Annotated in this window: 21 protein-coding genes, 1 pseudogene and 1 riboswitch; of the genes and pseudogenes, 8 read left to right on the top strand and 14 right to left on the bottom strand. The window is 71.8% G+C overall.

Features of this window, described 5'->3' with window-relative positions:
* The first annotated feature begins 61 nt into the window (after window positions 1–61).
* A complete protein-coding gene (gene ppdK, locus PINTE_RS02135; protein ID WP_068425576.1) occupies window positions 62–2,767 on the top strand; it encodes a pyruvate, phosphate dikinase in 2,706 nt (901 codons plus the stop codon).
* Between the two features lie 95 nt (window positions 2,768–2,862).
* Here the strand turns inward: ppdK and PINTE_RS02130 are convergent, their stop codons facing one another.
* Entirely contained in the window at window positions 2,863–3,774 is a 912-nt protein-coding gene (locus PINTE_RS02130) for a TauD/TfdA dioxygenase family protein (RefSeq protein WP_068425573.1), read from the bottom strand.
* A 1,533-nt stretch (window positions 3,775–5,307) separates the two neighbouring features.
* Between PINTE_RS02130 and PINTE_RS02125 the strand changes: the two genes are divergently transcribed.
* Window positions 5,308–6,129 (top strand): HNH endonuclease signature motif containing protein, encoded by an 822-nt coding sequence (locus PINTE_RS02125; protein WP_068425570.1) that lies wholly within the window; start codon window positions 5,308–5,310, stop codon window positions 6,127–6,129.
* A gap of 118 nt (window positions 6,130–6,247) precedes the next feature.
* Here PINTE_RS02125 and PINTE_RS02120 read toward each other — a convergent pair whose 3' ends face one another.
* The 6 genes from PINTE_RS02120 to PINTE_RS02095 all read right to left on the bottom strand — a co-directional run bounded on the left by PINTE_RS02120 (window position 6,248) and on the right by PINTE_RS02095 (window position 11,793).
* On the bottom strand, window positions 6,248–7,228 hold the full coding sequence (locus tag PINTE_RS02120; RefSeq protein WP_068425567.1) for an NAD(P)H-quinone oxidoreductase: 981 nt from the start codon (window positions 7,226–7,228) through the stop codon (window positions 6,248–6,250).
* A 91-nt stretch (window positions 7,229–7,319) separates the two neighbouring features.
* Window positions 7,320–7,937, bottom strand: a complete 618-nt coding sequence (gene mobA / locus PINTE_RS02115; RefSeq protein ID WP_068425564.1) for a molybdenum cofactor guanylyltransferase — start codon at window positions 7,935–7,937, stop codon at window positions 7,320–7,322.
* Window positions 7,934–8,776, bottom strand: coding sequence for a 3-methyl-2-oxobutanoate hydroxymethyltransferase (gene panB / locus PINTE_RS02110; RefSeq protein ID WP_068425559.1), 843 nt, complete (start codon window positions 8,774–8,776; stop codon window positions 7,934–7,936). The genes mobA and panB overlap by 4 nt, the downstream gene beginning before the upstream one ends.
* A 49-nt stretch (window positions 8,777–8,825) precedes the next feature.
* Complete coding sequence (locus PINTE_RS24115; RefSeq protein WP_068425556.1) at window positions 8,826–9,389, bottom strand: collagen-like triple helix repeat-containing protein; 564 nt, start codon at window positions 9,387–9,389, stop codon at window positions 8,826–8,828.
* A gap of 64 nt (window positions 9,390–9,453) precedes the next feature.
* Window positions 9,454–10,326 carry a pantoate--beta-alanine ligase gene (panC, locus tag PINTE_RS02100; protein WP_068425553.1) on the bottom strand — a complete coding sequence of 291 codons (873 nt, stop codon included), beginning with the start codon at window positions 10,324–10,326 and terminating at the stop codon, window positions 9,454–9,456.
* 51 nt (window positions 10,327–10,377) lie between these two features.
* Window positions 10,378–11,793 (bottom strand): AI-2E family transporter, encoded by a 1,416-nt coding sequence (locus PINTE_RS02095; RefSeq protein WP_245642752.1) that lies wholly within the window; start codon window positions 11,791–11,793, stop codon window positions 10,378–10,380.
* 253 nt (window positions 11,794–12,046) lie between these two features.
* Between PINTE_RS02095 and PINTE_RS02090 the strand changes: the two genes are divergently transcribed.
* On the top strand, window positions 12,047–12,853 hold the full coding sequence (locus tag PINTE_RS02090; RefSeq protein ID WP_068425550.1) for a MerR family transcriptional regulator: 807 nt from the start codon (window positions 12,047–12,049) through the stop codon (window positions 12,851–12,853).
* Between the two features lie 83 nt (window positions 12,854–12,936).
* Here PINTE_RS02090 and PINTE_RS02085 read toward each other — a convergent pair whose 3' ends face one another.
* Together PINTE_RS02085 and PINTE_RS02080 are read right to left on the bottom strand one after the other, a co-directional pair.
* Entirely contained in the window at window positions 12,937–13,902 is a 966-nt protein-coding gene (locus PINTE_RS02085) for a pirin family protein (protein WP_068425547.1), read from the bottom strand.
* 185 nt (window positions 13,903–14,087) lie between these two features.
* On the bottom strand, window positions 14,088–14,366 hold the full coding sequence (locus tag PINTE_RS02080) for a DUF4235 domain-containing protein (protein WP_068425544.1): 279 nt from the start codon (window positions 14,364–14,366) through the stop codon (window positions 14,088–14,090).
* A 148-nt stretch (window positions 14,367–14,514) separates the two neighbouring features.
* Window positions 14,515–14,618: riboswitch (TPP riboswitch) on the top strand.
* A gap of 73 nt (window positions 14,619–14,691) precedes the next feature.
* On the opposite strand from PINTE_RS02080, the gene PINTE_RS02075 reads away from it, so the two are divergent.
* The 3 genes from PINTE_RS02075 to PINTE_RS02065 are packed head-to-tail and all read left to right on the top strand — an operon-like array spanning window position 14,692 to window position 17,621.
* Window positions 14,692–15,354: an ECF transporter S component gene (locus tag PINTE_RS02075; protein WP_084343111.1), complete on the top strand. Its 663-nt coding sequence runs from the start codon at window positions 14,692–14,694 to the stop codon at window positions 15,352–15,354.
* Window positions 15,355–16,869 carry an ABC transporter ATP-binding protein gene (locus tag PINTE_RS02070; protein WP_068425542.1) on the top strand — a complete coding sequence of 505 codons (1,515 nt, stop codon included), beginning with the start codon at window positions 15,355–15,357 and terminating at the stop codon, window positions 16,867–16,869.
* Window positions 16,866–17,621 carry an energy-coupling factor transporter transmembrane component T family protein gene (locus PINTE_RS02065; RefSeq protein ID WP_068425540.1) on the top strand — a complete coding sequence of 252 codons (756 nt, stop codon included), beginning with the start codon at window positions 16,866–16,868 and terminating at the stop codon, window positions 17,619–17,621. Before PINTE_RS02070 ends, PINTE_RS02065 begins: the two co-directional genes overlap by 4 nt.
* 130 nt (window positions 17,622–17,751) lie before the next feature.
* Here PINTE_RS02065 and PINTE_RS02060 read toward each other — a convergent pair whose 3' ends face one another.
* From PINTE_RS02060 to PINTE_RS02050, 3 genes are all read right to left on the bottom strand, one after another.
* Window positions 17,752–18,678: a PhzF family phenazine biosynthesis protein gene (locus PINTE_RS02060; protein WP_068425538.1), complete on the bottom strand. Its 927-nt coding sequence runs from the start codon at window positions 18,676–18,678 to the stop codon at window positions 17,752–17,754.
* A gap of 77 nt (window positions 18,679–18,755) precedes the next feature.
* Window positions 18,756–19,628, bottom strand: coding sequence for a thioesterase family protein (locus PINTE_RS02055; protein ID WP_084343123.1), 873 nt, complete (start codon window positions 19,626–19,628; stop codon window positions 18,756–18,758).
* Window positions 19,628–20,350, bottom strand: coding sequence for an alpha/beta fold hydrolase (locus tag PINTE_RS02050; RefSeq protein WP_217996465.1), 723 nt, complete (start codon window positions 20,348–20,350; stop codon window positions 19,628–19,630). Before PINTE_RS02050 ends, PINTE_RS02055 begins: the two co-directional genes overlap by 1 nt.
* Window positions 20,351–20,546: 196 nt before the next feature.
* On the opposite strand from PINTE_RS02050, the pseudogene PINTE_RS02045 reads away from it, so the two are divergent.
* Window positions 20,547–21,352: pseudogene (locus tag PINTE_RS02045) on the top strand (CPBP family intramembrane glutamic endopeptidase).
* On the opposite strand, the gene PINTE_RS02040 reads toward PINTE_RS02045, so the two are convergent.
* Both PINTE_RS02040 and PINTE_RS02035 read right to left on the bottom strand, forming a co-directional pair.
* Window positions 21,264–23,795 (bottom strand): alpha-amylase family glycosyl hydrolase, encoded by a 2,532-nt coding sequence (locus PINTE_RS02040; RefSeq protein ID WP_084343110.1) that lies wholly within the window; start codon window positions 23,793–23,795, stop codon window positions 21,264–21,266. The pseudogene PINTE_RS02045 and the gene PINTE_RS02040 sit on opposite strands and share 89 nt — an antisense overlap.
* 110 nt (window positions 23,796–23,905) lie before the next feature.
* Complete coding sequence (locus PINTE_RS02035) at window positions 23,906–24,553, bottom strand: TetR/AcrR family transcriptional regulator (protein WP_157087033.1); 648 nt, start codon at window positions 24,551–24,553, stop codon at window positions 23,906–23,908.
* Window positions 24,554–24,629: 76 nt separating this feature from the next.
* Between PINTE_RS02035 and PINTE_RS02030 the strand changes: the two genes are divergently transcribed.
* Complete coding sequence (locus tag PINTE_RS02030) at window positions 24,630–26,729, top strand: MDR family MFS transporter (RefSeq protein ID WP_068425533.1); 2,100 nt, start codon at window positions 24,630–24,632, stop codon at window positions 26,727–26,729.
* Window positions 26,730–26,777: the final 48 nt, after the last annotated feature.

Below are 26,777 nucleotides of genomic sequence, written 5' to 3'. Positions count from 1 at the left end.
AATAGTGTGACTGCCTACGCTCGTGGCGTCGAAGAGGACGCTCAGTTGGGAAGGGACCCGCATGTCGGCCTATGTCTATGACCTGTCAGAGGGCAACAAGGACCTCAAAGACCTACTAGGCGGCAAGGGGGCAAACCTTGCTGAAATGCACAATATGGGCATCCCGGTGCCGCCGACATTCACCATCACGACCGACGCATGTCGCGAGTACCTGACCACCGGTCAAGAGCCCGAATCGCTCGCCGGCGAGATCGACGAGCACGTCACGGCCCTGGAGCAGGCGGCCGGCAAGACGCTCGGTGGCGGCGACGACCCCCTGCTGCTCTCCGTGCGCTCCGGCGCCAAGTTCTCCATGCCCGGCATGATGGAGACGGTGCTCAACATCGGCCTCAACGACACTTCGGTCGAGGGCCTGGCCAAGCAGTCCGGCAACCCGCGCTTCGCGTACGACTCCTACCGCCGCCTGCTGCAGATGTTCGGCAAGACCGTGCTCGGGCTCGAGGGTGACCTGTTCGAAGACGTCATGGACGAGGCCAAGCGCGACGCCGGCGCGGCCAGCGACACCGAACTCACGGTCGATCACCTCAAGGAGATCGTCGAGAAGTTCAAGGGCATCATCAAGAACGAGACGGGCAACGACTTCCCGCAGGAGCCCCGCGAGCAGCTGCTCGCCGCGGTGCGCGCCGTCTTCAACTCCTGGAACAGCGAGCGGGCGATCCTCTACCGCAAGCGCGAGAACATCCCCGCCGAGCTGGGTACGGCCGTCAACGTCTGCACGATGGTCTTCGGCAACCTCGGCGACAAGTCCGGCACCGGCGTCGCGTTCACCCGCGACCCCGCCTCCGGCGCGCAGGGCGTGTACGGCGACTATCTGCAGAATGCGCAGGGTGAGGACGTCGTCGCCGGTATCCGCAACACGATCCCGCTGACCGACCTCGAGGGCTTCGACAAGAAGTCCTACGACGAGCTGATGAACATCATGTCGACGCTCGAGGGTCACTACAAAGACCTGTGTGACATCGAGTTCACGGTGCAAGAGGGCAAGCTGTGGATGCTGCAGACCCGCGTCGGTAAGCGCACCGCGGGCGCGGCCTTCGTCATCGCCTGCCAGCTCATCGACGAGGGCGTCATCGACGAGGCCGAGGCGCTGCGCCGCGTCGACGGCGACATGCTCGCCCAGCTGATGTTCCCCCAGTTCGACCCGGCCGCCACGAAGAAGAAGATCGCCAAGGGCATGAACGCCTCCCCGGGCGCGGCGACCGGCCACATGGTGTTCAACTCCGCGGAGGCCGTGGAGCGGGCCGCCGCCGGCGAGCGGGTCATCCTCGTGCGCCGCGAGACCAACCCCGACGACCTGGGCGGCATGATCGCCGCCCAGGGCATCCTCACCAGCCGCGGCGGCAAGACGAGCCACGCCGCGGTCGTCGCCCGCGGCATGGGCAAGACCTGCGTGTGTGGCGCCGAGGAACTCGACGTCGACACGAAGAACGGCACCGTCGGCCTGCCCGACGGGCGCACGCTCAAGGCCGGCGACCTCGTCTCCATCGACGGCACCACCGGCGAGGTCTTCGACGGCGAGGTGCCGGTCGTGGCGCCGCCCGTCGTGCAGTACTTCGAGGGCGAACTCACGCCGGAGCAGATCGAGGCCGACGACCTCGTGCGCGCCGTCTCCCGGATCATGGACGCGGCCGACAAGCACCGCGCCCTCGGGGTGCGCGCCAATGCCGACAACGGGCCCGACTCCGCCCGCGCGCGCCGCTTCGGCGCCACCGGTGTGGGCCTGTGCCGCACCGAGCACATGTTCCTCGGCGACCGTCGCGCCCTCGTCGAGCGGCTCATCCTCGCCGACACGCCCGAGGAGCGCGGCTCCGCGCTCGACGCGCTGCTGCCCCTGCAGCGAGGCGACTTCGTCGAGATCTTCGAGGCGATGGACGGGCTGCCGGTCACCGTGCGGCTGCTCGACCCGCCGCTGCACGAGTTCCTGCCCGACCTCACCGAGATGACGGCCCGCGTGGCGGTGGCCGACAAGTCCGGTGAGGAGGTCAGCGAGAAGGACCGGACGCTGCTGGCCGCCGTCGAGCGCCTGCACGAGCAGAACCCGATGCTCGGTCTGCGCGGTGTGCGCCTCGGCCTGTCGATCAAGGGTCTGTTCACCATGCAGGCCCGGGCCATCTGCGAGGCCGCGGCCGAGCGCACCAAGGCCGGCGGCGACCCCAAGCCGGAGATCATGATCCCGCTCGTCGGCGACGTGCACGAACTCGACATCATGAAGGACGCGATCCGCGCTGTGCAGGCCGAGGTCTCCGAGGCCACCGGGGTCGACCTCACCCAGATCCCGATCGGCACGATGATCGAGCTGCCGCGCGCCGCCCTCACGGCCGGCGACATCGCCAAGTCGGCGGAGTTCTTCAGCTTCGGCACCAACGACCTGACCCAGACCACCTGGGGCTTCTCGCGGGACGACGTCGAGGCCGAGTTCTTCAGCAACTACCTCGAGCGCGGCATCTTCAAGATCAGCCCGTTCGAGTCGCTCGACACCACCGGCGTCGGCCGCCTCGTGCAGCTGGCCGCCAAGGAGGGCCGCGAGACCCGGCCCGAGCTGCACCTCGGTGTCTGCGGTGAGCACGGCGGCGACCCCGCCTCCGTGCACTTCTTCCACCAGGTCGGGCTCGACTACGTCTCATGCTCGCCGTTCCGGGTTCCGGTGGCGCGCCTGGAGGCCGGTCGCGCCGCGGTCGAGGAGGAGGGCGGCTCCGACACCCGCTGACCCCCTGCCTGGCAGATGGCCGACGGCCCGGTTCGCTTCGTGCGAGCCGGGCCGTCGGGTCGTCTGTGGGCTGTTCGGGGGTTGGTGTGGCCGGGTCAGTCCGGGATCGGGCTGTAGTGCGAGGAATCGCCCGTGAGGGCCCGGCTGCGGGCGCCGTCGACGCCGACCGGGATGTCGCCGCCGACCGTCACGCGGGTGAGCTTGCGGGGCAGGCCGGCGTAGTTGTCGATCGCGTAGTGCTGGGTGATCCGGTTGTCGAAGATGACGAGCTGGTCGGGCTCCCAGGTGACGCGCACGACATTGCGCGGGCGGGTGATGTGGCTCTGGAAGAGCCGGATGAGGTCGCGGGAGTCCTGCCCGCCGAGGCCGACGATCCGCTGCGCGAAACCGCCGAGGAACAGGCCTCGTTCGCCGGTCTCGGGGTGCACCCGCACGAGCGGGTGTTCGCTCTCGAAGCGGGTGGCGATGAACTCCGAGCGGTAGTCGTCGTCGGCGTCCTCGTACTGGTCGTTGTCGCCGCTCGTCACGTAGTCGTGCACGTTGGTGTGCACGGCGCGCAGCGAGTCGGCCAGGGCGCGCAGCGGCTCGGGCAGTTCGCGGTAGGCCGCCGCGGTGTCGGCGATGAGCGTTTCGCCGCCGAACGGCGGGATGATCTTGGCCGCGAGCGTGCTGATCGCCGGCGGGTTGACGATGAACGTCACGTCGGTGTGCCAACTGTTTGCCACATTGCGCTCGCTGTCGACCGCGAGCACCTCCGGGGCGCCGGGGGCCGCGGAGACCGTGGGATGGGCCAGCGTGAGCGGGCCGAGCGCGGCCGCGATGCGGCGCTGGCGGTCGAGGTCAAGCGGGGTGTTCGGGATGACGAGCACCTTGTGCGCGAGCAGCGCTTCGCGCAGCGTGGCGACGGTGTGCTCGTCGAGGTCGCCGGTGAGGTCGAGGCCGGTGAGCCGGGCGCCGATGCGGTCGGTGAGGCGGGTGATCTGGGCGCCGGTGGCGGTGATGGTCATGCTGATTGCTCCTGGGGTCTCTGTCGTCGAGTGGCTGTTGTGTCAGTCAGTTGCACTTTTGTGTCAGTCAGTTGCAACAGAGCGACGACGTCAGGATCAGCAGATCGAGGTACCGGCGCGACGTCAGCCGCGGCGCGTTCGGGCGCCGGCAGCTGTGGGGCATGGGCGGTCTCCTCCAGTTCGGGGGCACCTCTCGTCTCGCGTCGAGAAGTTATGGGACACATAACCTCATGAGTGGCGGTCGTGGCAAGGGTCTGGGGTGTGTCGCTCGCTGGCCATCGGCATCGGCTCGGACCCGACGGGCGCGCGTCGTTGCGGGTCGGTCTGGTTCTGGCGGCGGTTGGAATGACGCAATCTCTGTCGCTTGCTGCCGCCCGGGCGACGGGCGATGCGTGTCTAGAAAGCCTTTTCGTGGCGGTGTAAAGAGTTGTGCGGAGGGAGGATGTTATCGATGGCGGAAAAGTCGCAGACGATGATTCTCGGGCAATGCCGCGGGAGTTCCTCAGGGGGAGGAGATGCACGCCGAAAACCTGCCTCGACCTGGCCTCACATGTTGCCGGGTTATCCACAGAGTCTCGTTGGGGTCTAGATTCGCACTGGCTGATGAGTAAGAATCGAACTGTTGCTCGAAACTGACTCAGCCCAGAGGAAAGGGGGGCGTGTGATGTCTGTGGGGGCGGCTCCGCGGCCTGATGGCGCGGCGATTTCGCGGTTGATTTCGGCCGCACGGGATTTGCGTGACCAGCCCGAGAATGGCGGGTGGGTGCTGTTGCGGGAGATTTCCCAGGCGTATGACGAGCTTGATGTGCAGGCCGCGGATGCCGCGGGCGAGTTGGCGCAGGCCCAGGCGGCCGCGGACCTGGCGGTGCAGAACGAACAGATCGACCAGGGCCGGTTGGCCCCGCGGCATCGCAAGTCGGCAGGGGTGTTGTTGGACCAGGCCCGCGCCTGCATCGTCGACACCGCGGTCGCGACCCTGGGTGGGCCGGCCGGGACATGGCACGGTCGGGTTGCGCTCGGGGTGGCGCCGGAGTCGGTCGCGGTCCCGATCAAGGAAGCGGTCGCGGCCCGCGCGATCACGTTCGGCCAAGGGTGTGCGCTGGTGCGTGAACTCGACGCGCCCGAAGTGACGCCGGAGGCAGGGCAGAAGGTGTGCGACGCGGTGCTCGCGTATGCGAGTCAGAAGGCCGCTGCGACGGGGGCGCCGTTGGGGCAGGGGGCGTTCTGTCGCAAGAAGCGCCGGGAGATGGTCAAGCACGTCAACACCCGCGCCCGGCGGGCTCGCGCGGCGCGGCAGCGGGACGCCTGGGTCACGATCGGTGACGACGGCGCCGGCAGCTTCGGGGTCAGCGGCGCGGACGCCCGCTGCCAGGGAGCGTTCCGGCGGGTCGACGCGATCGCGCGTGCGGCGCGAGCCGGCGGTGACCCGCGGACCTTGGCGCAGCTGCGCTACGACGTCGCCCTCGACCTGCTGCTGTTCGGTCAGCCGCACGCCGACGCGCCCACCGCCGTGGACCACCCCGGCGAAGGCGGGTGGCCGGCCGCGACGGTGTCGGTCGTCGTGTCTCTCGCTTCCTGGCCGGGCTCAACCAGGAGCCGGGCACGGTCGAGGGTGTCGCTGTCGACGCCGACACCGTGCGCGAGGTCGCGTTCGCAGCCGGGTCGACGTGGCAGCGGCTGGTGGCTGACCCGATCAAGGGGTACGCGATGGCGCAGGTCTCCAAGTCGTATGCACCGCCGCCGCGGATGGCCCGCGCGGTCCGCGACCGCGACGGGGTCTGCCGGGCGCCCGGCTGCGCCATACCCGCCGCGCGGTGCCAGCTCGACCACGTCGTCGAGGTCCGTGACGGCGGTACGACTCGGGGCGACACGATCGCTGATGGGTGCGAACGACATCACGCGAAGAAGACCCGCCGGCACTGGGCCGCCCGGATCACCCCCGACGGGGTCGTCGAATGGCGACTACCCGACGGACGCGTCTACCCGACGTTCCCGATGGACTACCGCGAATTCGGGCTCCACGTGGACGACCGCGGCGACGCATCGGCCGCGTCTGACGCCGAACCCGGCGACCAAGCGGCCGAGCGCTCCGGCGTGCCCGGCGCCGACCGCCCCATCGAGCAGACCGGCGGGCAGCCTCACGAGCACCCCGGAGACCGGCAACCGCGCAAGGTCCTCATCGACGCCGAAGACCTCCAAGCCATCGACTACGACGCCATCGCCCACCCCCGCGAACTCAACAGGCTCCGCGACGAGATCACCCGTCTGCGAGACGAACTCACCGCCGCACGAGCGAGTCGCGCCGCCACCGCGCCCCGGCAGCAGGCGCTGGGTGCCGAACCCCCGCCCTTCTGAGATCGGTGAAGCCCCTGTGCGTCCGCGGGGCTCACCGCCGAACGCGCCGAATGCGCCGGGCGCGCGACCGGTCGCGCGCCCGCACTGACGGGACGTCGCGTGCTCACGGCCGCGTCGGTCAGGTCGTCAGCAGCACCTTGCCGATGTGCTTGCTGCCTTCGAGGATCCGGTGCGCGTCGGCGGCGCGCTCCAGCGGCAGCACTTCGTGCACGATCGGCTGCACCCTGCCCTGCGCGATGAGCGGCCACACGTGCTCGTACGTCGCCGCCACGATCGCCGCCTTCTCCGCCGGCGGCCGGGCCCGCAGCGACGTCGCCGCGATCGCGCCCCGCTTGCTCAGCAGCGTCCCCAGGTCGAGTTCGCCTTTGCGGCCACCGAGCATCCCGATCACGACGATCCGGCCGTTGACCGCCAGCGCCGCCACGTTGCGCGACAGGTACTTCGCGCCCACCACGTCGAGGATGACGTCCGCCCCCGCGCCGTCGGTCTCCTCGCGCAGCGCCTCGACGAAATCTGTCTCCGTGTAGTTGATGAGGATGTCGGCGCCCAGGGCCCGGCACGCCTCCAACTTGTCCTGCGAGCCCGCAGTCACCGCGACCCGCGAACCCCGCGCGTGCGCGAGCTGCACCGCCATCGTGCCGATCCCGCTCGACCCTCCGTGCACCAGCAGCAGCTGCTCCGGCTGCAGGTCCGCGGTCATGAACACGTTGCTCCACACCGTGCACGCCACCTCCGGTAGCGCCGCGGCATCGACGAGGCCCACGCCCTTCGGGATCGGCAGCAGTTGCTCCACCGGCACCGCCACCCGCTGCGCGTAGCCGCCGCCGTCGAGCAGCGCGCACACCTCGTCGCCGATCCGGAACGACGTGTCGGCTCCCGAGCCCAGTTCGACGACCCGCCCGCTGACCTCCAGCCCCGGATACTCGCTCGCGCCCTTGGGTGGCGGGTAGAACCCTCGCCGCTGCATGATGTCGGCCCGGTTCACGCCGGCCGCCACCACCTCCACCAGCACCTCGTCGTAGCCGAGCTTCGGGTCTGGCACGTCGGCGAGCACGAGCGCGTCGGCCTCACCGGGTTCGGGAATCGTCACGGCCTTCATGCAGCCGAACCTACCTGCGCCGAACCCCGAGGGCAGGTGCTTCCGCCGCCCCGGTCGGCCCGGCTCCTCGCGGCTTCAGGCCTGGGCGGTCTCAGGCCCGGGCCCGCAGCCGCTCGAGGTCTTCGCGGGTATCGACGTCCCACACATGCTCGGGAGGCAGGTCGATCGTGCGCACCCGCAACCCCGCGAACGTGCGGTACACCCCGACGTCGCGCACCGGACCGCGCAAGGCCGCCGCCAGCGGCTCGCGCCGATAGGCGGCCAGCAGCATCGCCGGCCGGCCGTCGCGGGCGAGCGGGGCCGCGACATCGACGTCCGCCGGCGCCTGCGCCAACTCCTGCGCCACCCGACACGCGCCCGCCCCCGCGAGCGGCTGGTCGCCGGCCACGACGACGACGATCGGCGCCTCGACCGTGCCCAGCCCCGCCGCGATCCCGGCCACCGGGCCACCCAGCGGCGGGTCCTCCCGCGTCCACGTCACCGGCCGGCCGGTGGGCCGGGGCACCCCCACGCACGTCACCGGCCACTCCGGCGGCAGCGCGTCGAGCAGCGAATCCAGCACCGTCACCGAACCCAGAGCCTGCGCCGTCTTGTCGACGCCCCCGAACCGCCGCGACGTGCCCCCGCACAACACCACCGCCGCGACCGGAGCCGGGTCGCCCGCCAGACCGCCCCCGCTCACGTCGCTCACGTCGCCGACATCGCTCACGGCGTCGAGTCCAGCGCAGCCTCGATCGCCGCCAACGTCTCCTCATCGAGCGTGGACGAATTGGCCGCCGTGGGGAATTCGCGCGCCCGCACATCGGACTCGTAGGCGCTCAGCGCCTCGGCGGCCGTGTCGGCCAGCGTCGCGTACCGCCGCGTGTGCCGCGGCACGAAGTCGTCGTACAGCCCGAGCACGTCGTGCCACACCTGCACCTCACCCGAACAGTCGGGGCCGGCGCCGATCCCAATCGTCGGCACGTCGACCCGCTGCGTGACGAGCCTGGCCAGCGGAGCCGGCACGAGCTCGAGCACCATGCCCCAGGCGCCCGCCTCCGCGAGCGCCTGCGCGTCGCGCACGAGCCGGGCCCCCGCCTCCACGCTGCGGCCCTGCACCCGCATCCCGATCTGGTGCACCGACTGCGGCGTGAACCCCAGATGACCCATCACCGGGATGCCCGCTTCGGTGAGCCGCCGCACCGTCGGCGCGAACGGGAGTCCGCCCTCGAGTTTCACGCTGCCGCAGCCGGTCTGGGCCATCAGCCGGCCGGCGTTGCGGAGCGCGTCGTCGGGGGTGCTGTAGGTCAGGAACGGCAGGTCGGCCACAACCAGCGGCCGCTGCGCCCCGCGCACCACCGCTCGCGTGTGGTACTCGATGTCGTCCAGGGTCACCGGCAGCGTCGAGTCGCGGCCCTGCATCACCATGCCGAGCGAGTCGCCGACGAGCACCAGCGGAATGTCCGTGCGGTCGATGATGCGGGCCGCCGTGTAGTCGTAGGCCGTGACCATCGTCAGGCGCTCACCGCGGCGATAGCGATCGAGCACCCCGTGCACTGTGAGTCTCACGTGTTCCTCCGGCCGGTCGGACTCCCGGGCGGTTCGGCGGGAGACCGCCTCACCACTGCGACATGTACGTCTCCATCATGCGGCGTCGCTCGTTCTTGCGGTGCGCCGCCCACAGCGCCCACGCCATGCCCCAGACCCACGCGAACGGCGCGAACCCCTGGAACAGCAGCACGGTCCAGAACCACACGCCGGTCAGGACGAACGCGCCGAGGAACGTGGAGTACAGCATGCCCAGCGGGCCGAGCACCCCCGCCAGCAGCACCGCGAGCAGCAGCGACTTGCGCGGCAGCACGACCTGGCCCTGCGCGTTCGTCGCGGTGAAGATCGGCGGCATGCCGGGGTGGCCGGGGCTGCCGGGGTTGCCCGGGTTTCCGGTGGAGCCAGAGTTGCCCTGGTGACCGGGCGCCCCCGGGAAACCCGAAAAGCCCGGGAAACCGGGGAAGGCGGAGCGCGGCGGCATCGGCTCGGCGCGTACGTAGCGCGGCTCGCTGCGCGGCCCGCTCTCGTCGTGCGGGCGCTCGTCCGCCGGCTGGTAGGGCGGGATGGGCGCCGAGTAGCGCGGGTCGTCGGATGCGTTGCGGGAGTCGCCGTGGGGGAAGGAGGACTGATTCATGAGCTCGTCACCTGTGGGCAGACGGGGTCGCGGGACGCGACACGGACTTACCTGTAACGACGCCTCACCGGCCCGCGCTGTTCCCGCACGGTGCCGGCTCCGGCTCCAGCAGCAGGTTGTCGATGAGGCGGGTCGTGCCGAATCGCACGGCCAGCGAGCACAGCGCACCGCGGGTCGGGTCGACGGTGTCGAGCTCGGCGAGGGAGTCGGGATCGGCCACGCTGACGTAGTCCGGGCGCGCCTGCGGCTGCCGCGCCAGCACCTCGGTCATCGCGGCGCGCAGGGCGTCACCGTCGCGCACCCCCGCGGTCCACTCGCGGCAGGCGGCCCGCAGCGCCTCGACGAGCGCCGTCGCACCAGCGCGCTGGGTCTCGTCGAGATAGACGTTGCGGCTGCTCATCGCCAGCCCATCGGCCTCCCGGAACGTCGGCACAGTGACGATCCGGGTCGGGATCGCCAGGTCCTCGACCATGCGCCGCACGACGAGCACCTGCTGGGCGTCCTTCTGCCCGAAATAGGCCCGGTCGGCTCGGGTGGCGTTGAGCAGGATCGCGACGACCGTCGCCACGCCCGTGAAATGCCCCGGGCGGGAGGCGCCTTCGAGCACGTCGGTGATCCCGGAGACCGACACGCGCGTGGCCGACCCCGGCGGGTAGACGTCGTCGACGGTCGGGGTCCACACGAGGTCGACGCCCTCCGCCGCGAGCAGCGCGAGGTCGCGCTCGGGATCGCGGGGATAGCGTTCGAAATCCTCGCCCTCACCGAACTGGGTGGGGTTGACGAAGATCGACACGGCCACGGCGTCGTTGGCGCCGCGGGCCGCGCGCACGAGACTGAGGTGCCCCTCGTGCAGGTAACCCATCGTCGGCACGAGCCCGAGGCTGCCGACCTCGGCTCGGGCGCGGGCGAGCTCGGCGCGGGTGGTGACGACCTTCATTGGCCCCTCTCCTCCTGATCGGCCACCGCAGCCTAGCGAGCGAGGTGCGACTCAGGCGGTCCGGTCGTCGCCGGTCTGCTCGCGGGCGTTGCGCTCGGAGCGATCGACATCCTGCTGCGCCTTGGCGGTCAGCACGAGCGGGGTGACGTCGCCGATGTACCGGTGCTTCTCGCGGGCGCCCTTCGTGCCCGTCTCGGGGTCGTCCTTCTCCTGCGCGACAAGGTGTTTCGCGGAGTCGGCGACCGCCGAGTGGCCGTGGGCCAGCAGCGGGAACTTGTCGTGCCCGGTCCAGTAGAGGATGACCGTGTTGGTCACCGCGAGCACCGGCACGGCGAACAGGGCGCCGACGATGCCGAAGAGGAACGAGAACGCCGCCACGCCGAGCAGCACCGCCAGCGGGTGCAGCGAGACGGCCTTGCCCATGAGCAGCGGCTGCAGCAGGTGGCTCTCGAGCTGCTGCACACCGATGACGACACCGAGCATCGCCAGCGCGATGATCGGGCCCTGCACGACGAGCGCCAGCACGACCGCCAGGGCGCCGGAGACGACGGCGCCGACGATCGGCACGGCGGAGGCGAAGAAGATGATGAGCGCCAGCGGGATGACCAGCGGCAGCCCGAGGAGCCACGCCCCGAGGGCGATAAAGAAGGCGTCGATGAACGCGACGAGCACCTGCGTCTTGACGTACGACCCCAGGCTCACCCAGCCGCGACGGAAGCCCTCGTACACCGGCTCCTGCACGGGCTTGGGCATCATCCGCACGAAGAACGACCAGATCGAGTCGCCCTCGGCGAGGAAGAAGAACATGCAGATCAGCGCGATGATCGCGCCGACGAGCACCTCACCCGCAGTGGAGGCTCCCGACAGGGCGCCGCTGGTCAGGCCGGCGCCGTTCTCCCGCAGCCAGGTCTGCGCGGCGGTGATGGCCTGGTTGATCTGGTCGCTGCCGATCGCGAACGGGCCCTGGGCGAGCCAGTCCTGGATCTGCTGCACGCCGGTCTGGATCTGACCGGACAGGTCGGCGATGCCGGAGACGAGTTGGTTACCGGCCACGGAGATCAGCGCCACGACCACCGCGAAGCTGCCGAGCGTCGTGATCGCCGCCGAGAGGTGGCGGCCCAGGCCGAACTTGTGGTTGAAACGCACCATGAGCGGCATGGCCAGGGCCGTGAGCAGCAGACCGATCGCCACCGGGATGGCCACGGTCTTCGTCATGGCCAGCGCCCGCAGCAGCCCCCACAGCACGACCGCCACGATGATGAGCCGCCAGCCGATGCCGGCCGCCACCCGCAGCGAGTAGGGCACCGCGTGTTCGGCGTGCCGGTGCGAGGCGATCGTCGGGTCGATGAGCGCGGTGGCGCCCGGCCCGGCTCCAGGATGTGACGCGCCGGCCGTGTGCGCGACGGGGTTGCCGTCGCGGTCGACCGGCCGGTCGGGGCGCGGATCGGGGTCGGGGTGTGCAGCCATGGCAGTCCAATCGGAAGCGGCGGGCGTCACGCGCGCAGTTCGTGCATGAGCAGGTGTTTTCGTCGCTCGCCAGTGTCACATGCCCGCCCGGTCGCGGCGAAGGCGACTGGCGCGTGTGGCACGGGCTCACCCGAACTCACCCGAACGACGGCTGCTCGCGTGTCACGTACCCCGGGCGGGATGGGGTACCAGCTGTGCCCGAGGGGCGGGCGGGGCTTGACCTTCACACGGTGGCAGGGGTGACAACTGAGGGGTGTTGTCGATCTCGGATTTCGCCCGTTTCGGGCAGGTGTCGGTGCGCATGCTGCGCCACTACGACGCGATCGGGTTGCTGCGGCCCGCGCGCGTCGACGAGTCCACGGGCTACCGCAGCTACCGCGCCGACCAGCTGGCGGCCCTCAACCGGGTGGTCGCGCTCAAGGACCTGGGGTTCACGCTCGACCAGGTGGCCCTCATCCTGCGCGACGAACTGCCCGCCGAGCAGCTGCGCGGCATGCTGAGAGCCCGGCGCGCCGAGCTGGAGACCGAACAGGCCCGGGCGCGGCTACGCCTCGCCGGGGTCGAACACCGCCTACGGATCATCGAGAGGGAGAATCACATGTCCGAGTCCGGTTACGTCGTGAAATCGCTGGCCGCCCGGCCCGTCGCCGTGCGACCGGGTGTGGCCACGGAACAGAGCGAGATCGCCGGGGTGGTCGAGCCGCTGTTCGCGCAGGTCGCCGAGGCCATCACGGCCGCGGGCGGCTGCCCGCACACCGGGGTCGCCACGTACGAGATGACCGAAGCGGGCCTGCAGATGCGCGTCGGTTACGACTACGCGGGACCGCCCACCGACGGCTTCGAGGTGCTCACCCTGCCCGCCGCAGAGCACGCCGTCTGCGGCGTGCACCTCGGAGAGATGAGCGGCATCGACGCCTCGTGGCAGGCCCTGAGCCGCTGGGTGGACGCCGAGGGCTGGACCCCCAGCGGCCCGTGCCGCGAGGTGTACGTGCGCGCCGAGCCCCTCGACGACCAGTCCGGATGGGTCACCGAGCTGCAACAACCCGTCACCCGCCCCTGAGCCGCCCGCCCAACGACCCTGAGAACTGCGTGTCGTGGTCGGGACTGCTGTTCGTGTCGCAGTCCTCACCGCGACACGCAGTTTCACGGTTGACGGCGGGGGCGCAGGGTGGCGCCGGGGATGGCGGGGGCGGGCAGCCTCGCGGTCTTGCCCTCGTAGCCGACGACCTCGCCGAACCGCTCGGAGTGCGTCTCCCACTGCTCGCGCAGGGCGACGATCTCGTCGTGGTCGCGGCCGATGAAGTTCCACCACATGACGATCTGCTCCTCGTACGGCTCCCCGCCGAGCAGCACGAGCCGGGCCGCCGAGTTCGCCCGCAGCGTCAGCGTCGCGCGGCCGGGGTCGACGATGCCCAGGCCGTGTTGCGGCACCGCCTCACCGCAGAACTCCACGTCACCGGAGTCGACGAGCACCGCGTACTCGTGCGCCTCCTCGACATCGACCTCCCAGGTCGTGCCCGCCTCCAGGAGCACCTCGGCGCCGAGCAGCGGCGTCTGCGTGCGCACCGGAGACGACTGGCCGGCGAGTTCGCCGAGGAAGACCCGCAGCCGCACCCCCGGGGCGACCTCGACGCTGGGGGCTGCGAAGTGCTCGAAGTTGCGCGGCAGGTCGCGGTCGGCCTCCGGGAGCACGACCCACAGCTGCACGCCGTGCAACGTGCTCGTTTCCGGCGTCGAGACCTCGGAGTGGCAGATGCCGCGCGCGCCGGTCATGAGGTTGACCTCGCCGGGGCGCACCATGCCGTGCACCCCGCCGGAGTCGCGATGTTCGATCTCGCCCTCGAACAGCCAGCTCACGGTCTGCAGGCCGGTGTGCGGGTGCGGCGGCACGTCCATGCCGCCGGTGACCGACACGTCGTCGGGGCCGTAGTGGTCGACGAAGCACCACGCGCCGACGAACGAGCGCTCCCGGTGCGGCAGGGTGCGGCGCACGGTCATCGCGCGCGGCCCGCCGAGCGGCACGTCGCGAGCCACCAGCACCTGCACGCCCGGCGTCGATTCGCCGCGCGCGCAGACCACTTCGGCCGTGTCGGTCTCGGTCCGGCTCATCAGGGGTCCTCTCTGGGGGTCGGGCGCTTCGCTCCATTGTGACCGCGACCTTCCGCAGAACGCCCCGCAAGGGCGCGGCCGAGCGCCCGCGAGGCCGTGCGGTCATACCGGAGGCGGGGCCGAACCGAACACGACGGCGGCCCCCGACGCGCTCGTCGGGGGCCGCCGTCACGCGGGAACCGAGGTCAGCTGACGGAGTCGGCGTTCTCGGGGATGCTGCCGGTGGACTTGGCGTAGTACTGCGTCCACTTGCGCGTCATGACGAGGCGGGCCAACGCGATCGCGGCGCCCGAAACGAGGGCCCAGGTGACGGCCTCCCACATCTGGGTGTCCGGGTCCTCCGGGTTGGCCGGCGGGTCGTCGTTCATGACGAGCTTCCAGCCCTGCGTGGCCACCTGCTTGGCAGCGACGCCGGCTGCGATCGCCAGGCCGGTGCCCAGCAGCTTGAAGACTTTCTCGCCCATGGGGCTCTCCTCCTGCGAACGGGTGTAGTGCTCGGGTCGAGTCTGCCAGCGCCCGCGTCCGTGGGCGAGCGGGGCCCGGCGGCGGCGGGTCGGGCGTGACCACGCTCACGCTGTCCCCACGCCGGAACCGGCGGTGCTACGGTGCACGGACACACGACAGGGGAGCGCACCAGGCGCTGAGAGTGCGGGCGACCGCAGACCCTCGAACCTGATCCGGTTCACACCGGCGTAGGGAGTCGGGCCATCTCGGGCTCGATCGTCGCGACGACGATCGTGGCCTCCCCGAGGCAGCCGGAGCGATCCGCCTCGACCACGGGAGAGTTACGTGTCACGCACCGAATCATCGTCGGCCTCCTCGGGGTCCGCGGCGTCACCCACCGGCGACATCCCGGCGACCGGGCGACCCACGAGTTGGCGCGGCATCGACTTCGTCACGCTCGCTGTGCTCGCCGTCGCCTTCGGCGTCGCCTTCTGGGGCTGGGACATGTTCCTCTACCCCTTCGTCATCGCCGGGCTCGCGTTCCCGCCGGCGCAGAGCCTCACCCTCGGCGTGTGGCTGCTGCCGGCCGTCGTCGGTGGCCTCGTCGTGCGCCGCCCCGGGGCCGCGCTGTTCACCGAGCTCATCGCGGCCAACGTCGAGATGCTGCTCGGCAACCAGTGGGGCCCGGGGGTGCTCGTCTCCGGGGTGCTGCAGGGGCTCGGGGTCGAACTCGCGCTGGCGGCGTTCCGGTGGCGTCGCTTCGGAGTCGGCGTCGTCATGCTGGCCGGTGCCCTGGCCGCGACGTTCGAGCTGGTCTTCTACGAATGGTGGGCGTACCAGGCCGAATTCGCGTTCGAGTGGAAGCTGCTCGCGCTGGTGTTCGCTGTGGTCTCCGGTGTCGTCGTCGCGGGCATCGGCGGGTGGGCGCTCGTGCGGGCGCTCGCGGGGGCCGGTGCCCTGCGCCCGTTCCCGCCGGGGCGCGAACAGCTCGCCCGCAGCGCCCGCTGAATGGGCCCGCTCGTTGCGGCCCGCGGGCTGACGTGGACCCCCGACGGGGCGGCCGCGCCGGTGCTCGACCGCATCGACCTGCGGATCGAGCCAGGGGAGCGGGTGCTGCTCGCCGGGCCGTCCGGCTCCGGTAAGTCGACCCTGCTGCGGGCGCTGGCCGGCGTGCTGCACGTCAACGGAGGCGGTGAGCTGGGCGGGCAGGTGCGGTTGGCCGGCCGGCCCGTCTCCGAGGTGGGGGCGAGCGTCGGTCTGCTGCTGCAGGATCCGCGCGACGCCCGGGTCGCCGAGACCGTCGGGCGCGATGTGGCGTTCGCGTGCGAGAACCTCGGCCTGCCCCGCGACCGGATCGAGCGGGCGGTGCTCGCGGCGCTGGAGTCGGTGCGTTTTCCGTACGGGCCGCGGCACGCGAGCAACGCGGTCTCCGGCGGGGAGGCCCAGCGACTCGCGCTCGCGGGCGTCATCGCGGCCGGACCCGAGCTCGTGCTGCTCGACGAGCCGACGTCGATGCTCGACCCCGAGTCGGCCGCGGCCGTGCGGGAGGCGGTGGCGCGGGTCGTGCAGGAGAGCGGGGCCGCGCTCGTCGTCGTCGAGCACCGGCTGCAGGGCTGGCTGCCGATGGTCGACCGGCTCGTCGTGCTCGACGACGACGGCCGGATCGTGGCCGACGGACCCGCGGATTCGACGCTCGCGCGGTACGGCGACTCGCTCGCCGCGGCCGGGGTCTGGGTGCCGGGGCTGCCCGATCCCGAACCGCTGGCGATCGACCCGGACCTGCTCGCCCCCGCCGTCGAGGGCGACGACGAGCTCATGCGGGCGGTCGGGGTGCGGGTGGAGCACCGGGCCCCGGTGCGCTTCGCGGGCGCCCGGCTCGGCGTCGAACCCCCGCGGGTCGCGCTCGACGGGGTCGACGCCCTGGTGCGCGGCGGTCGGGTGCTCGCGCTGCGAGGCTCCTCAGGAGCGGGTAAGTCGACGCTGGTCAGCGCGCTGTGCGGACTGACCCGGCCGGTCGGAGGCTCGATCGAGGCCGGTTCGCGGCTGGCGGCGGGGCTGCCGTCCGAGCCCTATCGGTGGCGCAGCAAGCAGCTCGCGGCGCGAGTCGGCTGGGTGCCGCAGGAGTCGTCGGCCGTCGTCGTCGGAGCCAGCGTGCGCGACTGCTTGCGCGCGACGGTGGCCGCCCTCGGCGAGTCGCGCGGTTCGGCCGCCGGGAACCCCGACGTCGCCGAGACGCTCGCGGGGGCGCTCGGGCTCGAGCCCCTGCTCGACCGCAGCCCGTACGCGCTGTCCGGCGGCGAGGCCCGCCGGCTCGCGGTCGCCTGCGGGGTCGCGCACCGGCCGGCCATGATCTGTCTCGACGAACCGACGGTCGGTCAGGACCGCGCCACGTGGGCCGCGGTCGCCGGGGTCGTCTTGGCGGCGGCCACGGCGGGAGCCGGTGTCACCGTCTCCACGCACGACGACGCGCTGGCGGCGCGGGCCCACGACTCGCTGACGCTGCGCGGCGGGAGGGTGGCATGAGCGAGCTGTTCGCGGCGGCCCCGGACCGGTCGGTCAACCCGGTCGGGCTGCTGGGGCGGGCCGGGCCGCTGTCGCTGCTGCTCGGCTCGTTCGTGCTCATGGCCGGTGGGCTGTCGATCCCGGACCTGCGGGCCGGGGCGTGGGCCGGCGCGGTGCTCGCGGTCGTGCTCGTCGTCCTCGCCGGGCGGTACCGGGTCGGGTGGCTGCGGCTGCTGCCGGGCCTCATCGCGTTCGCGTCGGTGACGTGGTCGAACTGGTACCTGGCCAGCCCGCGCGACCTCGAGGCCGCGGTGCTCACCGGTGTGCGGGTGGCGTACTTTGTCGTGCCGGGCGTCGTGTTCGCCGCGTTCATCGACCCCTCGGCGCTCGGGGACCAGCTGGGCCAACGGCTGCGGATCCCCGCGCGGCCCGTGCTCGCGACGGTCGCCGGGCTGCAGCGGCTCGACACGCTCGCCGACGACTGGCGCACGCTGGCGCGGTCCCGCCGCGCGCGGGGGCTGGGGCCGACTCGGTCTCCGGTCTCGCAGGCGCGGCACTACGCGTCGATGACGTTCGCGCTGCTCGTGCAGGCGCTGCGCCAGGCGGAGCAGATGTCACTGGCGATGGAGGCCCGCGGGTACGGGCTGCTCGCTCGACCCGGGCACCGCCGCACCTGGGCGCTGCCCGCGCCCTGGCTGCCGGCCGACTCCGTGCTCATCGTGCTGTGCGTCGCGCTCTCCGTGCTGCCCTGGGCGCTTCACCTGGCACCCTGACGCCTCCTCACGCAGCCCCCTCCCCACCAACCGCCTCCCAACGACGCTGAGAACTGCGTGTCGTGGTGAGAACTGCAGTCCGGACTGCAGTTCCGACCACGACACGCAGTTCTCAGGGACGTGGGGGGAGTCAGACCGTGAACCGGCCGCGGGCGACCTCTGCGACGTGGCCGCCGACGAAGACCTCGCCGCTGTGGTCGATGCGCAGGTCGAGCAGCGATCGCCGGCCGGCGACGCGACCCTGGATGACCCGGCGGCGGATGCCGCGCTCGCCGTGGGCGAGCAGGTAGGCGCCGAGGTTCGTGCCGCCGGTACCGGTGGCGGCGACCTCGAGCACACCACCGCGGGGGCCGTAGAACATACGCGAGACGATCGTGCCCGCCTCGTCCTCGGAGTTGGCCCACACGTACACCCGCGGCTCGGTGTTGAGCAGCATCGCGTAGGAGTGCAGCATGCGGGCGTCGAGGCGGGTGTTGCGCACGTCCTCGACCGTGCGCACCGGCAGCACGATGCCGCCCGCGCCCTTGCCGACCGTCATCACGTCACCGCCGATGGCGTCGGTGTTCAGCCCGACGAGCGAGGCGAGGATCTGCGGGGTCGCCTTCAGCGTCTCCGCCTGCGGCTCGTGCACGTCGAGCACCCACAGGTCATCGCGCTGCAGCACCGTGTAGGAGCCGGGTACCTCACCCTCGCGCAGGCGGTGACCCCGAGTCGAGGTGTCGGCCCCGTCGCCCTCGGCGGACGCGTCCTCCTCGCGCTCCTCGATGAGCGTGACGTCGCCCTCGCCGCCGCGCAGCTCGCGGATCACCGCGGCCGTCGCCAGCGAGGCGCTGCCCGCGAACCCCGTCTCCTTCTCGGGGGAGAAGAACCGCACGGTGGCCTCGTCGCCGTTGTTCTTCGGCAGGACGAAGACCGTCTCGATGTTCACCTGGAACGCCAGGGTCTGCATCTGTTCGGTGGTCAGGTCCGACCCGTCCTCGAAGACCGCCACGCCGTTGCCGGTGAACGGGTCTTTGCCGTCGGTGAACACGTTGAGCACTCGGTACGTGAGGTCCATTCCCGAAGACTAACCGCCACAACCGATCGGAGCAGGCGGCATCGTCGACCCCACGTTCCTCGGAAGGGTCCGGCGGGTCAGGGCATGCGCCGAACGGTGAGAATCTGCTCGGCCCGCCCCACCGGGCCCCGCGCGTCGTGTAGTCGCGAGGTCGTCAGGCCCACGCCGGTGGCGCCGATCGCCACGGACGTCTCGAAGCCCACCCAGCCGGGCGCCGGCTTGCGGTAGAGGTAGATGCTCAGGTCGGTGTTGGGGAACATCCAGCGCCGGGGATCGAGCCGGGTCGCAACCCCGTTGGCGGTGTCGACGACGCCCAGATACGCGGCCACCGGGTGCACCGGCTCGCCCTCGACGAGGGTCTGGCGTGGGCGGACCCAGGCGCGCCCGCGGCCCGGCTCGCCGTCGGGGTCGGTGCGCACCTCCAGCGAGGAGATGAACCCGCCGCCCCACACCTGGGCCAGGTCGGCGGGCGGCATCGACTCCGGCTCCGGCAACGGCGGGGTGTCGTCGGCGGCGACCTCCGCCGTGTCCTGCCGGGACAGGCGCCAGGCGCGCGCCCGGATCGCCACCCGGCCGTCGATCGTCACCGTCGCCTCGTCGAGCTCGATCGTGCGCCCGGAACGGACCGTCTCGCAGTCGACCCGCGTCGGCCGCGCCGGGATGACCCCGAGGATCTCCAGCGACAGCCGGGCCAGCTGCAGGTCGTCGCGATCGTTGAACCGCTGCAGGCAGTGCGCCACGAGACCGGTGACCGGCGCCATGTGCTGCTCGTGCCGCAGCCACGCGCCCTGGGCGTGCAGGGTGGGCTGGTACGTGCCGTCGCCGAGCGCGACGTAGTAGGCACCCGGTTCGGCCGGCAACCCGAGCGGGTTCTCGGGGTCTTCGGGGGTCTCAGGGTGCTGCGCGGAGGTTGCGGCCTGGTCGGAGTCGGTGCCCTCGGGGGCCGCCATCACGCGGGCGGAAGGTGGTCGCGCACGAAGCCGATCACGTCGTCCAGCACCTCGTCGCGGTTGCTCTCGTTGAAGATCTCGTGGCGGGCCCCGTCGTAGCTCTTGTCCTGACCGCTCTCGCCGCGGACGACGGGCCAGCCAGCGGCGCTGCCCTCGTACGGGACGAGTTGATCGTCGCGGCCGTGCAGCCAGAGCACGGGATGCCCGATGGGCCCGCCGGCCTGGATCGACTCGATGCAGCGGCCCAGCGCCTCCAGGGTCGGGCGCTTGAACGGCCCGTGCCATACGAGCGGATCCTCCAGATACGCCTGACCGACGGCCGGCACCCGTGACAGCACGTCCGGGTCGATCGGGTCGTCGGGGATCTCGTCGGCGCCGAGCAGCGCCTCGAGCGCGGCCCAGTGCCCCATGACCGGCCCCGACAGCACCGTGCAGGCGAGGTCCGATCCGTGCAGCTGGGCGTAGCGGGCCGCGATCATCCCGCCCATCGAATGCCCGACGAGAACGACCGGGGTGCCCGGGTGCTCGAGGACCGCGCGGTCGTGCATGAGCCGGAAGTCGGCGATGACCGGGTCGAAGTCGTCGATGAGCACCCGTTCGCCCTCGCTGCGGCCGTGCCCGACATGGTCGACGCCGTACACCGCGGCGCCGTCGTCGACGAACCGCTCCGCGACCCAGTCGTAGCGGCGGATGTGCTCGCCGTAGCCGTGGCACAGCAGCACGACATACTCCGGCGGGCGCTCCCGGCTCCCTGCCAGCGGCAGCCGTACATGTAGCCGGCGTGGCCGGTCATGTCCAGGTCGGTGGCGAGCTCCATCGGTCGTCCCAGGTCCATCGGTCCTCCCCGTCGTCGGCGTCTGTCGGCGTCCCGAGCGGCGCCGCAGACGTTGCGTCGATGCGGGCAGCCTACGTCGCATCATGGAACAACCTGACCGGCCCGGCGAGAGGACCTGTGTGAACCGGCTGCCGCGCACCGACGCGAACCGTCGCCAGCTCGTCACCGAGACGGCGCTCGTGCTCGGCGTCTCACTCGGGGCGTCGGCCATCTGGGCGGTGCTCGCGCTGATCCGCAAGCTCACCGAGCAGGTCGGCCTCGGCGACCAGACGACGGCGATGAACGAGGCGGTCACCCGGACCGCCCGTGGCTCGACCTCGCCTATCAGCTGGCGGGCATCGGGATCGCGCTCGTTCCGGCCTTGCTTGCCCTGCACCTGCTGACCCGTGACGACGCCAGGGCCCGCGCGCTGGTGGGCGCCGACGGCCGCCGCCCGGGCCGCGACCTGCTGCACGGGGCCGCGTTGGCCGCGATCATCGGCGTCCCGGGTCTGGGCCTGTACCTGGCCGCGCGGGCGATGGGCCTGAACACGACGATCGCCGCCGCGAACCTCGACCAGACCTGGTGGGCCGTGCCGGTGCTCGTGCTCGCCGCGGCGCAGAACGCCGTGCTCGAGGAGATCGTCATGGTCGCCTACCTGTTCACCCGCTGGGGCCAAGCGGGCTGGCGACTGCCGACGATCATCGTCGTCTCCGCGCTCATCCGCGGCACCTACCACCTGTACCAGGGCTTCGGAGGCGGTGTCGGCAACCTCGCGATGGGCCTGCTGCTCGGCGTCGTCTACGCCCGCACCCGCCGCGTCATGCCGCTCGTCGTCGCGCACACGCTGCTCGACGTCGTCGCCTTCGTCGGGTACACGCTGCTGCGCGGCCACGTCGGCTGGCTCTGAGCGCGGATCGTCGGCGGGCAGGCCGGTGGCCCACGCCTACTCCCACCTGCGCTCGCCCTCTTGTCTCGCCCGAGTCGCCCGAGTCGCCCGAGTCGCCCGAGTCGCCCGAGTCGCCCGAGTCACCCGCGTCGCCCGAGTCGCCCGCCACAGGCTGGGCGGTGCCCAGCGGCCAGGCGTTGCCCTCGGCCTCCGCCTCGACCCCGGTGTCGAGGATCCGCCGCCACGAGCGCCCCGGCGTCGCCGCCGGCACGACGAATCGGCAGGGCTCATCGGTCATCGCGACGAGCACGAGCAGATCGCCGCCGCCGGTGTGGGAGGCGTCGATGCGCACGGCGACGGCACGGTCTCCCGGCGCGGGCGTGCCGCCGTGGGGTGCGGCGAACAGGTAGGAGACGTCGTCGCCACCCTGGGCGGCGTCGCCCCATTCGCGCTGCCGCAGCGCCGGATGCTCCCGCCGCAGCCGCGCCACCGCGCGGGTGAACGCGAACACCGGGTTGACCCCGTCGGGGGAAGCGGCGGCCCCGAAGACGTCGAAGTAGCCGCCGGCGCCCGGGTCGGTCGGGTCGACCGCCAGCCGCGTGGGGGTGCGGCTGACGGCCTGCGCCCAGTTGTTCCAGATGCCGGCCGTGTCGATCGCCCACGGGTTGTTGTTGCCGTTCTGGGTGCGGCCGTACTCGTCGCCGGAGACGATCATCGGCACGCCGCGGGCGAGGAACAGGATCGCCAGCAACGCGCGGGCGCGGGCCCGGCGCAACGCCTGGTCGCCGCCGGAATCCCACGACAGGTTGGTGTCGGCGCCGCCGTCGCTCGGCCCGAACGGCGGCCCCACGGCGTTGTTCTTGGCGGGAAACGAGACGAGATCCATGAGGGTGAACCCGTCGTGCGCGGTGACGAAGTTGATCGACTTGGCCGGTCCGCCCTGATCGTGGAAGTGCGCGAAGTCGCCGTTGAACAGGTCCATGAAGGCCTGCACATTGCCGTCGCCCTTCGCGAAGGCGCGCACGGCGTCGCGGAACCGTCCGTTCCACTCGCCCCAGCCCGCGGGAAAGTTGCCGACCTCATAGCCCCACAGATCCCACGCCTCGGCCACGACCTCGATCCGCTGCTCCTGCGCCCACTGCGCGATGTCGGTCAGCAGCGGGTGCGTGGGGAAGAACCGCCGCTGGGCGCCCCAGTCGTCGCGGGCCGCGTCGTCGGGACGCCGCCCGAGCACGGGGGCCAGGTCGAACCGGAAGCCGTCGACGCCGAGTTCGTCGTGCCAGTAGGCGAGCGAGTCGAGCGCGAGACGCTGGCTGGCGGGAGCCGAGAAGTTCACCTGGTTGGAGCATCCGGTGGCCCCGTCGACGAGGCGGTGCTCGTCGGTCAGCACGTAGTACTCGGCGGTGGCGAAGCCGCCGAGGCTGGTGAAGCCGGTGGTGTCGAGGTCGTCACCCCAGTGGCCGCCCTCCCCGGTGTGGTTGTAGACGACGTCGAGGTACACCTCCAGCCCGGCGTCGTGGAAGGCGTCGACCATGGCCCGGAACTCGCGCGTCGGCCCACCCGGCGACCGGTCGGCCGCGTACCGGCGGTTCGGCGCGAAGAACGCGAGCGTCTGGTACCCCCAGTAGTTCGTCGGCCCGGAGTCGGTGGTCGCGTCGTCGCCGAGGCAGTCCATCTCCATGACCGGCAGCAGTTCGATGGTCGTCAGCCCCAGCGCCGCCAGGTACGGGGCGAGGTGGGCGGCCCCGGCGTAGGTGCCCTGCAGCTCCCGGGGCACGTTGCGCACCGCCTCGAATCCCGGTGTGTGCGCGAACAGCTCACCGAGACGCAGGGCGCTCGGGTGGCGCGTCAGGCTGCGCACGTGCGCCTCGTAGATCGCGGCGTCGTGCGGGTCGATGGCGGGCCGGCGGAACGTTCTCGGTTCGCTCGCGAGCACGACACCCTTGGGGGCGTACGGCCCGGTGTCGAGCCCCCTGCGGGGGCGGCCGTGGTGTTCCTGGCCGCCGGTGCCGAACCAGCCGCCGTCCGCGCCCGCGGCCGCGATGCCCGGGTCGAGCAGGTTGTGGCTGAGCTCGCGCGCGTAGGGGTCGAACAGCAGCTTGTTGGGATTGAATCGGTTGCCGTCCTCGTCGAGGTCGGCGCGGAATCCGACGGCGCTGCCGGGCGCCCAGCCCGGCTCGAACCCCCAGTTGCGCCCCCAGCAGCGAAAGCCGTACAGCGCGCCAGGGCCGACGTTGTCGACCTGGGCGCGCCACGCGCCGTCGTCGCCGCGGGCGCACTCGAACGACCCGAACGCCGCAGCGCCGATCGCGGTGGCGTAGAGCTCGAGCTGGACCCGGGTGGCCGCGGGCGCGTGCACGGCGAACGTCACGCTCGAGGCGGCCGGGTCGTAGTGCGCGCCGAGGGGCCACCCCGCACCCGCCCAGGCGGACGGGTCGTGGGCCTGTGGGAGCCGGACGGTCATGGCTGTCTCCGATCGAGCGTGCCTCGGGGTGGTTCCTGAAACAGCATCCAAACACCGACCCCCGACAAGATCGCCCGGTCCGTCTCGGCGTGAGCGTGCGCAGTGACGAGTTACGGCCTGGTGTCGGTGGATTCGTGCGCCGCGCCGGCAAGGTCCGGCAGCCCCGCGCGCAGCGCGTCGAAGCCCTCCGCGACGGAGACGGTCAGGTCGGCGCCCGGGGTCGACAGCGCCGAGCGCAGCACGGCCGTGGCGCACAGCACATAGCGCGCCGGGCGCGGATCGACGCGTCCGTCGACCCCCAGGTGCGCCGCCACCGCCTCCCGCAGCGCCCGTTCCATGCCGGTCAACGGGCCGCTGAGCGCCGGCACCAGCTGCGGCCAGCGCTGGAAGACCTCGGCGCGCTGCCGGCGCAGGGCGCCGTCGCTGGCCAGGCCGCTGACGCGGCGAGCGAGCGCCCGCTCCAGGGCCGTCAGCACCCCGGCGTCGCGTGCCGCCGCGGTGAAGTCCGCGACGACGAGGTCGGCGAACTCGGGCGTCACCCCGGCGATCGCCGCGTCCTTGGTCGCGTAGTAGTTGAAGAACGTGCGGGTGCTGACCTGCGCCTTCGCCGCGATCTGGTCGACGGTCACGTCGTCGGGGCCGTGCTCGAGCACGAGGTCGAGGGCGGCGCGGTGCAGCAGCGAGCGTGTCTGCTGCTTCTTGCGCTCGCGCAGGCCCAGGGGTGCCGCTGCCGTCACGCTCGTCAGCTTAGAACGCATCGAGGGAATAGCTGCATCGGGTGTAACTTTGCAGAGAGTGCAACCAAGATTTTCCCCCGACCCGAGAAGGACGCTCGTGACCTCGTCTTCCCCCGCGGCCCCGGCGCAGGCCGCTCGTCCCGACGACGCGGACGCCGCGGCCGGGTACCGCCTCGACCGCACCGGCAAACGCGTGTTCGCCGGGCTCATGCTCGGCATGTTCGTCGCGGCCATCAGCCAGACCATCGTCTCCCCGGCGATGCCGCGTATCGTCGCCGAACTCGGTGGCATGGAGCACTACTCGTGGATCGCCACCGCCGCGATGCTCGTCTCCGCGGTCGCCGTGCCGATCGTCGGCAAGCTCTCCGATCTCTATGGCCGCCGCCGCTTCTACCTCGGCGGGCTGCTGCTGTTCATGACCGGCTCACTGCTGGCCGGCATCGCCCAGAACTTCTGGTTCCTCGTCCTCGCCCGCGCCGTGCAGGGGGCCGGCATGGGCACGCTGATGCCGTTGTCCCAGACCATCATCGGCGACATCATCCCGCCGCGGCAGCGCGGCAAGTATCAGGGCCTGATGGGCAGCGTGTTCGGCTTCACCTCGATCGCCGGGCCGCTCATCGGAGGCTTCGTCACCGACCACTGGGGCTGGCGCTGGCTGTTCTTCATCAGCCTGCCGGTCGGCATCGTGGCCTTCGTCGCCATCCACCGCTTCCTGCGGCTGCCGCACACGCCCCGCGACGCGAAGGTCGACGTGGCCGGCATCGTCACGCTGACGATCGCGCTCGTGCTCCTGCTGCTGGCCACCTCGTTCGGGGGCACGACGTACGCGTGGACCTCGGCGCAGATCATCGGCATGTACGTGGTCGGTGCGCTCTTCCTCGCGGCGTTCGTCGCCGTCGAACTGCGCGCCGCGGAGCCGGTCATCCCGCTGAGCCTGTTCCGCAGCTCGATCTTCACGTTCTCCAACATCGCCAGCTTCGCGGTGTCGATGATGATGTTCGGCGCGCTGATCTACATCCCGGTGTACGCCCAGGGCGTGCTCGGCGTGAACGCGACCAACTCGGGTCTCATCGTCATGCCGATGAGCGTCGGCATGATCGGGTTGAGCATCCTGTCGGGCCTGTTCATCACTCGCACGGGGCGGTACAAGGGGCTGACGCTCCTCGGCCCCACGATCATGGGCGTCGGCCTGTGGATGCTCACCCGACTGGAGTACGGGGCCACGCAACTGCAGCTCACCGCGGCGATGATCGTCTTCGGCATCGGGCTGGGCATGTGCATGCAGGTCTACACGCTCATCGTGCAGAACTCGGTGATGCGCCGGGATCTGGGCGTCGCCACCGCCTCCACGCAGTTCTTCCGCAATGTCGGCTCGACGGTCGGCATCGCGGTCTTCGGCACGATCCTGTCGAGCCGGATGGGCGAGGCGATCGTCTCGCACCTGCCCCCGGGCGCGGCCGCGGCGATGCCGGAGGGTGGGCTCGACGCGGGATCGGTGCTCGACCCGTCCGCGCTCGCGCAGCTGCCGCCGGCCATCGCGGAGGCGGTCCGGTTCGGTCTCGCCGACGCGCTGCACGACGTCTTCCTCGCGGCGCTGCCGCTGGCGGTGCTCGCGCTGCTCGCGTCGGCGATGATCCGGGTCGTGCCGCTGCGCGACACCGTGCACACGCCCGACGAGGGCGGCCGCGAGATGCTCGACACGATGGGCCAGGCCGCGGCGGGCGGCGAGCTCGTCGTGCCGCTCGGCCGCGACTCCGGGGCCTCGCGAACCCGCGAGCGGCTGCTCGGCCTGCAGCTGTCGCTGCTGTGCGATCAGGCGGTGCGCGACGATCGGCCGCTGTTGCGCCGGGCCGTCGCGGACGTCGGCGACGGCGACTTCGACCGGGGGCTCGCGCTGCTGTCCCGCACCGCGGTCATGCTGACCACCGAGGACCACGCGGTCGCAGCCCGCACGGAACGGTATGCGGTCGAGGTGGGCCGGCGCGGCGCGCGCCGGGGTGGGGTGCTCGCCCCGGATCTGCGGCTCGAGTTGGCCAGCGCCGCAGCGCGACTCGACACGGGTGACGTGACCACGCGGGAGGAGCCGTCGGTCGCCGAGCGGCACGAGGCCGTCGACGTCGCCAGCCTGAACGCCGTGGGCAGCGACATCACCGCCGCGCTGCTCGTCGACCTGCGCCGCGTCCGCGACGGGCACTGAGGGCGCTGAGGGCGCGTCGGTCGCCGACAACGCGGCGGCAGTGGCGGC

This window comes from Piscicoccus intestinalis NBRC 104926, from assembly GCF_001515525.1.
In the GTDB taxonomy this organism is placed as follows: Bacteria; Actinomycetota; Actinomycetes; order Actinomycetales; family Dermatophilaceae; genus Kineosphaera; species Kineosphaera intestinalis.
Note: the sequence above shows the minus strand (reverse complement) of the source record. Positions and strands in the feature narration are given on the sequence as shown.

Bases quoted from the DNA above. Each gene is read 5' to 3' on its own strand.
- panC (WP_068425553.1), bottom strand. From the start codon at position 10,326: ATGAAGGTCGTCACCACCCGCGCCGAGCTCGCCCGCGCCCGAGCCGAG.
- PINTE_RS02035 (WP_157087033.1), bottom strand. From the start codon at position 24,553: ATGCGTTCTAAGCTGACGAGCGTGACGGCAGCGGCACCCCTGGGCCTG.
- ppdK (WP_068425576.1), top strand. From the start codon at position 62: ATGTCGGCCTATGTCTATGACCTGTCAGAGGGCAACAAGGACCTCAAA.
- PINTE_RS02070 (WP_068425542.1), top strand. From the start codon at position 15,355: ATGGGCCCGCTCGTTGCGGCCCGCGGGCTGACGTGGACCCCCGACGGG.
- PINTE_RS02060 (WP_068425538.1), bottom strand. From the start codon at position 18,678: ATGGACCTCACGTACCGAGTGCTCAACGTGTTCACCGACGGCAAAGAC.
- PINTE_RS02120 (WP_068425567.1), bottom strand. From the start codon at position 7,228: ATGAAGGCCGTGACGATTCCCGAACCCGGTGAGGCCGACGCGCTCGTG.
- PINTE_RS02080 (WP_068425544.1), bottom strand. From the start codon at position 14,366: ATGGGCGAGAAAGTCTTCAAGCTGCTGGGCACCGGCCTGGCGATCGCA.
- PINTE_RS24115 (WP_068425556.1), bottom strand. From the start codon at position 9,389: ATGAATCAGTCCTCCTTCCCCCACGGCGACTCCCGCAACGCATCCGAC.
- PINTE_RS02130 (WP_068425573.1), bottom strand. From the start codon at position 3,774: ATGACCATCACCGCCACCGGCGCCCAGATCACCCGCCTCACCGACCGC.
- PINTE_RS02055 (WP_084343123.1), bottom strand. From the start codon at position 19,628: ATGGCGGCCCCCGAGGGCACCGACTCCGACCAGGCCGCAACCTCCGCG.
- PINTE_RS02040 (WP_084343110.1), bottom strand. From the start codon at position 23,795: ATGACCGTCCGGCTCCCACAGGCCCACGACCCGTCCGCCTGGGCGGGT.
- PINTE_RS02065 (WP_068425540.1), top strand. From the start codon at position 16,866: ATGAGCGAGCTGTTCGCGGCGGCCCCGGACCGGTCGGTCAACCCGGTC.
- PINTE_RS02085 (WP_068425547.1), bottom strand. From the start codon at position 13,902: ATGAGCCGGACCGAGACCGACACGGCCGAAGTGGTCTGCGCGCGCGGC.
- PINTE_RS02095 (WP_245642752.1), bottom strand. From the start codon at position 11,793: ATGGCTGCACACCCCGACCCCGATCCGCGCCCCGACCGGCCGGTCGAC.